This is a genomic window from Chryseobacterium sp. Leaf405, assembly GCF_001425355.1.
Classification (GTDB): Bacteria; Bacteroidota; Bacteroidia; order Flavobacteriales; family Weeksellaceae; genus Chryseobacterium.
In genome coordinates, this window is the sequence record NZ_LMQN01000007.1 from 56,695 (window position 1) to 66,190 (window position 9,496).

Consider the following 9,496-nt stretch of genomic DNA (forward strand, 5'->3'; position numbering starts at 1 on the left):
TAAAGCCTTGTAATTAATTAAAACTTACGTTCATTATATTTTTTCAAAAAATTATATAAATCTTCACTCACACCTACTGGATCTCTAAAAATTTCACTTCCAGAATATCTTATTACATCATAACCGTTTGATTTTAAAAGGCGATCTCTTCTTCTATCGTTTTCAAAAGACTGCTTTGAACTATGAAATTGAAAGCCATCACATTCTACAATAAGCTTTATTTTTTTATTTCCTGGGCACCAAACTAGTATATCAGGTCTAATACTTTTATTGTCGATTTTGAAATTTGGAAATTCGGGTTGTAGTGTAATGTGATAGGAGTTAAAAGTAAAATTCTTAACGATATAATAATGTTCCCACACCTCATAATAATCGACTTCAGTATATTTTCCCACATTAATATACGTTTCTTTGAAGAATGTTTTAAAATTTGTTAAATTAGAATCCCCTGTAGTATTTTTATAATTATTAATGAGTTTTAAAATTGCCTTATGGTTTTTACGGTAATTTCTCATACTGTCTTCTATATCAGGTAGACGTGGAGTTATAGAAAACCCAAGAATTCTATTTTTTATGAATAAAAGAAGTAGTGAACTAATGAAAATTCTTTCTATTGGTGATTGACAGTTTTCAAAAATCAAGTCAGCATGTAATTTCGAATAATTTTCTGTATAAATAGAGTAAAAATTTGAATAATTAAGTTGATTTTCAGGATTTTTTTCTTTTTCTGTTATCTCCTCAGTAGACTTTTTAACAAAGAATTGGAGCAAAGGCAGGAAGCTCTCCTTCGATTCCAAACTTTTTCTTAACAGGGAAAGTTCATCTTTTGGTAGCATAGCTTAGAAATGTCTTTTTATAATCGGGATATTGTCTAGATTTTTTGTAATTCATAATCTATTTTGAAGACTTTATCTAATATATATTTTCCAAATTCCTGTGTGATTTTTAACTTGTCAGCCCCTTGCATTAGACTTCCATACGTGTTCTTACCACTTGGTGTAATATTGAATGATGTTTGAGATAGAAATAAACTTTTTTGATTTGATATTGTTATGTTATTTTTCATCCATTCCCTCCCGTAATTTGGAGTAAGATTTTTGCCAACAATATAAAAGGGCCATCGACTTTCCTTATTTACATTTTTTATTTCAGAATTTACTTTAGATATGGAAAGAATTTTTAAATGCCCAACAGCATAAGAGACTATAATATCTCCCATTTTTATACCGCTAGGCCGTTTGGAAAAATGCAAATCACTATCTATTAAATCAAACTTTTGAGTTAATGGCACTAAATCATCGGTGACACCAATAGGTTTCAGCCAAAAGGTTGTTTTATTATTCAGGTCAAAGTAATTATCTTTATTTTCAAGTAATAAGGATAAGTTCAATGTTAATAATTCATTTACATTTTGAGTTATAGGTGTTTGTTCTATCTTTTTAAGAAATGAATCAATATTGAGTTCATTTAAACTTTTATGCTTTACATTTTCTATTATTCCATTTTTTATTTTATTAATTTCTATGAAATTATTAATTAAAACTCCCCACTCGTTGTTAATTCTTAGACCACTATCAGTAAAATTTGCGGATGTTATGATTGCTTTAACACTGTTATTATTTTCAGCAATGAAAACTTTTCCATGAAGCGAATTATCAATCTGAATTTCAAACTCGATGTTTTTAAGATTCAAAATATTATATAGTTGTTTAAAATATAAGACTTTTGAATACTGATCTACATCGTAAGGTTTTAATGTTGTAATTATTGTTATCTTTTCTAAATGAGAAAAATCACCAAAATTAATAAGATTTATATTTTTTGTGATAAATGGACTAATTATAAAAATCTTTTTTGCTGATTTAAAAATTTCATTTAGATATTTTAAATGATTATCCCTAGTTAAATTATTTATTATCATGCAGGATTTTATAAAGTTTACAAAATTTTAAATATCATTTTTGAAATTTTCCTTTACAGTATCATTTAGGCTTAACCATTCCTGTAACACAACAATTACGCTTTTTAATAAAATGTAATTCCGAGATTCATCCTCTTTGTAATTACCGTTAAATTTTCCACCGTGAAATAAATTATTTCTGACATCTCTAATTGATAAAGAAAGTTTATTAATAAGTGGTTGGTTTATATCACCAACTCTAGGTTTCCATTCAAGGTTTCCATCTGAGAATATTTGTACTTTAGGTGGATTATTTTTTAGATAATTTACAGCTTCTTCCAATATTTGATTTGTAAAGGGGTTGAAATTTTCTCTTATTGATATTATAAACCCATCCCAATCAGGCTGAAGTTTAGTTTCCGACCTATTATGATAACCAGATTCTTTTAATGCACATTCAAACCTAGAGAAAATTAAAAAAAAATTATAAATCAGATGTTGACCGTTCTTATCATAAGTATTGTTAACTTTTTCCAAAAAAAATTCAGTTATAGTTGGTTTAGCTTTTTCATTCATAACTTATTAGAATTAAATTTTATAAATTAATGTTCTTTAATGTGTTTAAAATACTAGAAATGTCAATGTTTTTTTTGTTACAAATTTCTTCAAAAGCTGTACTGGTCAAAATTCGATTTTTATCAAATCCCACAAGTCTCGTTCTGTGAAATTCATATTCAGAATAAATTAAAAGTCTTTCTAAATTAGCATTAGCATTTTTTTTAAACGAATCACTTAAAATTCTTTTAGCTTTCATGATTCCAATGAAGAATTTCATTATTTGCAATTGATGCTCATTATCTAAATCAATATTCAAAGGCATGTATACAGCTGATCCAGTTTGAATAAAACATAAGTTTTCCTTCATTATTGAATAGTCATTATTGAAATTTATTATAATCTTGACTATGTTTCCTTCGATAGTTCCATTTTTTGAAGTCCATGTTGAATGGAAAGAATTAATTTGAGAGTCATCAATTAAAACCCCAGAATGCCCAGTTAACGAATCTAAAAGAGGTTTGGTAATATTATCTAAATCTCCAATTTTATCAGTTTCTTGTTTTTCTACTGCATCAATAAACCAATGTATTTCAACTTGTACTTTACCTAAAATTAGCCATTTGAAATTTCTTAATTCATTTTGTATATCTTGTATAAGTATGTCTTGGGTTTGTTTTTTTGACTGAGCGGTAATGATTCTTTTAAAATTGGAATCGATCTCTATGGAACTATCTGCAAATTCTTCAATTAAGTAAGGAGATTCAAAATCACAATTTTTATTTATAATTTTAACATTCATAATTTATATTAATTTATAATGTTTAATTTGATTTCCTTCAGTTTCAATATTATTTACGATAGCAACACTATATCTTGCTCTAGTTAGAGCTACATAAAGCTTAGATCTGCTTGTTTCTGCTAACTCTGATTTATTATCAACAAGCCATGCTAAAAATGGTTGGGTAGGATAAATTAATACTCTATCAAAAGATAATCCCTTAGATTCTCCGAAGTTCATGACTTTGAAATTTTCATTAACAAGTTTTCTTTTATTATCTCTTAATTGCATAGGATTGAAATTTAATAAATAGTTTTCAACATCTTTTTCCTTAATAAAAAAAACACCATCATGTCCAGTAATAATTTCATTTCCAGACTCTGTTCTTTGAAATTTTGGAAATAAATCATTTGATAGGTCGCAAATTGCTTTATTACATCTGTAATTTATTAATAATGATTTTTTATCAGTATTAATTTTCATTGTTTGATCTTGGAAGAAATGAACAATACTCGACTTTGTAAACTGTTTATTTTTTGCAGAAATGTTAGTAACATAAGTGCCTTGCCTAGGATCACCAACCATTAATATTTGAGATGAACTATTAAAAAGTAGTTTGAGCAATTCTAAATCGTAACCAGCCAAATCTTGAACTTCGTCGATGAATATATGAGAATAAATCTTAGAGATTCTATTTATTAATTCCCCTTTAGACTTTTCATTGCTTCGTATAACAAACTTTGAAAGTTTATCAGAATAAATTTTAGTTGATTTTGAAAAATAATGCTGTTCAAAATTTTTTTCCTCTGAAAAATATATAGGCTTTTTACATTTGGTACATTCTTCTTTTACGATGTTTTCCTTCTTACACTTTTCACAAGGACTTGAATATGCTTTCAACCCAGATTTACCATTTACTAATATAAGTCCATTAATTTTTTTTTCAAATAGTGCCCCTTGGTAAGGTTTTACACCATGTTTTAATAAAAAAGAGAACCAAGTTTGGACAGTTATATTTTCTGGAATGCATTTGTTCTTTGTCACAAATTTTCTTTTTATTTCTGACTCATTAGCTTGTGTGAAAGTTGTAATTAAAACCTTTTCCTTTTTTTGTTTAATCGCCTCATCTATTAGAAAGGTTGTTTTACCAGAACCTGCAGCAGCTATAATTAGTTTATTATTTTGTTGTAATTGCATCTAAAATATATTGAGGATAATTTAATTCATCATGCGTTTCAAATATTTTTAATGCACATTCAGTTTTATTACTTTTCATATAAATATGCATTTCATCATCTGTCTTAAAGTCTTTTTCGAAAATCTTATTCAATTTTTTAAGATTATTGACTTTTAAAAATTTGGGTTCTAAAGTATTATAATTAAAATTTTTATCTCCTATTTTCAAATTTCCACTATCTATTACACTGTCAAAACAAATTTCAATCCCGTCTTTAGCTTTATCACCTAAATACGCCTTATACTTTTTATTTAATGCATTAACGTTACCATCATTATCAGTAACTACTGAAACTTTAATTCCTAGTTTTTCTGCAATCTCTAAAAATCTTAGAAAGGAAGTTCCCACTGAAATTACATCTACAGCAGATTCAATTGGAAGTTTTCCATTATTATTTACCATAAATGCTTTCTGTACGACTAATTCATCTGAATCCCCCTCAACTAATATGGCTTTTTTACAAAGAATTAATCGTAATGTATCATACCCAGATAATTTCTCGAAAAAAAGTTTTGTATCTGATGAAAGATCATTTAATCTTAAAGTCTTTTTATTATTAAGTAATATTAAGTGCTCAAGCCCTAATTTATTTGCAACAAAACTACTATGAGTAGAAATTAAAATCTGTTTATCTTCATTGTCGTTTTTTATCTCATTGATTAACTGATTTAATTTTGAATAGGATAAATGATTCTCGGGTTCTTCTAGTAATATTATATTTGCTTCTTTTGCTTTTTTATGACCTAAAGCAAGCTTTGTTTTTACTAAACATTGTTCACCTTTTCCAATATAATGAAATAGAATGTTCTCTAAATAGGTAACTAGACTGTTTTCCCATGCATTCTTAGATGATAGTTCTACGGATAGTTCTACTTTTTTATCTGAAATTTTAGACACCGTTCTTATCTTCTCATTTATTTTTTTGATGGCTTCTGTACCCATGAAAAATTCCTTCATTTGCCTATGAGCTTGAGAAATTTCTACAACTTCATTTGAACTCAAAAATTCTTTTATAATTCTTGAGATGTAAATATCCGATCCATTTTGAAACTTATTACTGGCCGAGTCTATAAGAGCAGATTTTATAGGAATAGACCTAGTTGTTATTCCTTCGTCACGAGAAAAGGTTGACCATAGGATGTTATAATATTCAATTGGTAATGTTTTAATTCCTCCAATCTTTATAAGTTCTTCATATTCGTTTTGAAATTTATTATCAAAGCAAATTTTTAGTGAAAAACCGCTGGCTTTATTTGGCTTTTCTCCATGATAATCTCCCTCAAATTCTGCAACGTTATCTCCTTCAATAAAAATTTCAATTACTACCTCTGGTAAGCTTTGGGCAGTGTTTGCCTCTTCTAAGCTATTGATATATTCTTCTACGACTTCATTATTAAAAATATATTGGGATAATTCGTTTTTTAAATACTTACCATTGTATAAGCCTGTTAGAGCAAGATGAATAGCTTCAATAATTGTAGATTTACCAGCCTCATTATTACCAACTAGTATATTGATCCCTTTATTTAATATTATATGAAATTCCCCTTTGAAACTTTTAAAATTTTCAATATATACTTTTCTTATGTGCATTTTTTTCTCAATTGTTAATTTAAATTTTTTGGTTATTGTTTAGTTGAAATCAAATTTACAAACTTTTATAACTTTTATCATTATCATCTATATTCGTAGTACAATATCATTAAAATTTGTGACTTGACTATCCGTATTTTTACTATATTTTATTACATAAATAGATCACATTATTCAAAGATTTTGTATATGAACCTAACAAAAAAGCCTTGAACAACTGGTCAAGGCTTAATTATTTGAAAAAATATACTCATTAGTTCTTAAAATGACCAACCCACATGTAGCCCTCAAAATAGCCTGATTGGACTTTATAAGTGCTGTCATTATACTTTTCGATAACAATTACTTTATTATTGATTGAATATCCAGTTTGTTTGCCATTCTCAGGTTTATCATATATGGGACTATTAGTAAAAACCTCCTGCTCACCAGTGTATGTTTTTACTTGTTTCGTAGGGTTGGTTGGTTCTGAAGTTTCATTTTTTGATACATAAGTAGAAGTAACATTTTTTATAATTGTATTCAATGAATCATACAGCCATTGTATCACGCGATTAGTTTCATTTGCTGAAGAATAATTTATTCGAGTACGGTTAATCTCATTAACACAATTTTGTTGAAACGTATCATAAATAAGTTTCCTCTGTTCGTACGATAAATCTAAGTTTTTGATTTGATCAGAGATAGTATTAACAGCGTTTTGTAATTGCTGTACATTGTAATTATAATTATTTTGTTTCGCCGTCATAGCATTTCCTAATGCAGAAATGTCTAACTGTTGTGGATCTCTGTATTGTGTCGGTTGCCTAGATTGAGAAGTATTATTTGTTGTATAATATTCCCATTGTTTTGAGAAACTGTTGTATTTTTCATAACCAATCATATTCCCGTTAGAATCAAAATATTCATATCGGTTCTGGAATGAGTTAAACTTTTTGGTTGCTATTTGAGAAAAGCAAAGATGTCCAAGCAAAATACATACGGAAAAGATAAGTTTTTTCATAAGTGATTTAATGTATCACTCAGTCCCAAAGTGACGGTTAATTTAAACAGAAAGCGTGGGACTTAGGCTTACTGTTACTGAGGTACTGGTATACCTGATACACAAATAAACCAAGCCCACGCCAAAGCATGGGCATTAGGTCTATTTATCTCGTGTATCTTTAAATTACCAGTTTTCAGTAACAAGAATAAATAGCTAACGCTTTATTTTTCGTAAATGTTCTTGATTGCAAATATATAAATTAATATGTTTACATATTATACTGTAACATTAAACTAATTACATGAAATTGATTGACGAACTAAAAAAAAGAAGTGAGAACATTCCAGCCGAAGATAATATTAAAATTGATTTAAAATTATATACTCTAGCACACGATTTAGCTGAAAAAGCCAAATCTCATTTATCAAGGATTGTTGCTGTATTACCTGAATTCGATATACATGATCAAAATCATAGCGAAAAGGTTATTGAAAACATGGAGAAACTTTTGGGTGATACAATTCAAGATTTATCAAGTTACGAACTATTTTTACTATACCTATCTGCCTATCTGCATGATTCAGGTATGGCTCCTTCAGATTTTGAAATTAATACAATGAAACTTACAGAGGGTAATGAAAAGTTTTTTGATAATGATTTTACAATTAAGAATGATGCCAAATCTCCTTATAAATTCTCGGATGGCAAAGCATTAATCGAATCCAAGAAAAAATCTTTATATAACAGCTTTAATGGATCTGAAAAGTGGATATTTATCCATAAAAATGAGGAAGATTTTATTAAATATTTAACTGAACTATTTATAGAATATCAAGAGTTCAGAAATGGATTTAAAAAAGAGTTAGGAAGTGCTGATACTCTGCAGAAATTTAAAGATATTAATGATTATATAAGAGTTGATTTCATAAGAATAACTCATCATAAAAGAGCAGAGCAATACATTAAGAACTTAGAACGTGAATTTAGTAACCAAATTCAACCTTCTGCGTTAGGTAAAAAACTTTCACATGATTTAGCTGAGGTTTGCAGGGCACATGGCGAAAATATTGATTATCTAGAAAAGTTTAATAAAAACGTAAAATACTATGGTTCTCAATCTACCAATCTCCAGATGGTTGCAATGATGCTGAGATTGGCAGATGTAATACATTATAGTTTTGATAGAGCGCCAATTTCTCTATTATCTTCTAAAATATTTAAATCTGATTATAGTTTTCAAGAATGGATGGTGAAACAAAGTGGGGCTAATTATTCTATTGATAATGGAGTGATTTCTTATAGTGCTTATTGTGATAGACCGAATGATTATTTTAAACTTCATAATTACATAGATTGGATTGATGTGGAAATTCAAAATTATTTCCGATTACAAAGAAAATGGGACACTGTATATTTAAATGATCTTGGGGAGAAAGTTGATAGAGATAATATTGTTAATGATGAATCTAAGTTTCTACCAAAAAGGGGGATTGGATTCTCATTAAATCAAAAGAAAATATTAGAATTGTTGAAAGGAGTTGGTTTATACAAAGATGAATACGCTTGTCTAAGAGAACTTTATCAAAATTCTTTAGATGCATGTAAATGTATGATTGCTAAAAGTAATTTACTTGAATCACCTAGGATAGGGAGGATTGAATTTGGTGTTGAGGAAAATGGTGATGGAGATTTTATCTATTGTTTGGATAATGGCACAGGAATGAACAAAGGAGTAATAGAAAAATATTTACTAAATGTAGGTAATTCCTACTATAATTCTCCTGATTTTTATAAAGAACAAGCTAAATGGAAAGGTGATTTTACTCCGACCTCTCAATTCGGTATAGGCATATTATCTTGTTTTATGATTGGGCACACTATAGAGATTATTACCAAGACAGAAACAGATGGATATATTTCATGTGTTATTAATGGAGTAAGTGGTAATTTTTATTATAAAGAGGCGGAACTAATCGATACAGAAAAAATATTACATACAGGAACGTTAATAAAGGTTTATCTTAATTCTGAAATTGAAAAAATTGGGAATGAAAATATTCTTAAATGGGGTATAGGTATGTTAGCCCCGCCATATGATGAGGAAAAAAAAGACTACGAGTATGAAATTTCTAAATGGAGAAATCATCTTTTATTCTATATCTCAAATTTTATATCTACTATTCCTGAAAACTTATATGTGTCAGTCAGATTAAATAATGGGACTTCAGTATCTTTGACATCTAAACCTTTTTATGTATTACAGCATAGAATAAATTTAGGTCTTGATATAGTCGAAGATGAAAAGTTTCTGAATAATCTTATTTCTTATTATCCGTACTCTATAATGGAAAAGACGGTCAAATTGACCACTTAATTTCGGAGTAAATTGACCACTAATTTCGGAGCAAAGTGACCACCACTTTCCGGTCCAAAATGACCACCTGT

The 9,496-nt window shown here is 28.2% G+C and carries 8 protein-coding genes; 1 reads left to right on the plus strand and 7 read right to left on the minus strand.

The window, feature by feature from the left end; genetic code table 11:
• Positions 1 to 17: 17 nt before the first annotated feature.
• The 7 genes from ASG22_RS05280 to ASG22_RS05310 all read right to left on the minus strand — a co-directional run bounded on the left by ASG22_RS05280 (position 18) and on the right by ASG22_RS05310 (position 7,069).
• Entirely contained in the window at positions 18 to 836 is an 819-nt protein-coding gene (locus ASG22_RS05280) for an endonuclease domain-containing protein (RefSeq protein ID WP_055981660.1), read from the minus strand.
• 35 nt (positions 837 to 871) lie between these two features.
• Positions 872 to 1,921 (minus strand): phospholipase D family protein, encoded by a 1,050-nt coding sequence (locus ASG22_RS05285; protein ID WP_055981663.1) that lies wholly within the window; start codon positions 1,919 to 1,921, stop codon positions 872 to 874.
• A gap of 27 nt (positions 1,922 to 1,948) precedes the next feature.
• Positions 1,949 to 2,476 carry a hypothetical protein gene (locus ASG22_RS05290; RefSeq protein ID WP_055981667.1) on the minus strand — a complete coding sequence of 176 codons (528 nt, stop codon included), beginning with the start codon at positions 2,474 to 2,476 and terminating at the stop codon, positions 1,949 to 1,951.
• A gap of 19 nt (positions 2,477 to 2,495) precedes the next feature.
• On the minus strand, positions 2,496 to 3,257 hold the full coding sequence (locus tag ASG22_RS05295; protein WP_055981670.1) for a RusA family crossover junction endodeoxyribonuclease: 762 nt from the start codon (positions 3,255 to 3,257) through the stop codon (positions 2,496 to 2,498).
• Positions 3,258 to 3,260: 3 nt separating this feature from the next.
• Positions 3,261 to 4,433: a UvrD-helicase domain-containing protein gene (locus ASG22_RS05300; RefSeq protein WP_055981673.1), complete on the minus strand. Its 1,173-nt coding sequence runs from the start codon at positions 4,431 to 4,433 to the stop codon at positions 3,261 to 3,263.
• Positions 4,414 to 6,066, minus strand: coding sequence for an ATP-dependent nuclease (locus ASG22_RS05305; protein ID WP_055981676.1), 1,653 nt, complete (start codon positions 6,064 to 6,066; stop codon positions 4,414 to 4,416). The genes ASG22_RS05300 and ASG22_RS05305 overlap by 20 nt, the downstream gene beginning before the upstream one ends.
• Positions 6,067 to 6,319: 253 nt before the next feature.
• On the minus strand, positions 6,320 to 7,069 hold the full coding sequence (locus ASG22_RS05310) for a hypothetical protein (protein ID WP_055981679.1): 750 nt from the start codon (positions 7,067 to 7,069) through the stop codon (positions 6,320 to 6,322).
• A gap of 283 nt (positions 7,070 to 7,352) precedes the next feature.
• Between ASG22_RS05310 and ASG22_RS05315 the strand changes: the two genes are divergently transcribed.
• The gene (locus ASG22_RS05315; protein WP_055981681.1) at positions 7,353 to 9,425 is read left to right on the plus strand and encodes an ATP-binding protein; all 2,073 of its coding nucleotides are present in this window, start codon (positions 7,353 to 7,355) and stop codon (positions 9,423 to 9,425) included.
• The last annotated feature ends 71 nt before the right edge of the window (positions 9,426 to 9,496 follow it).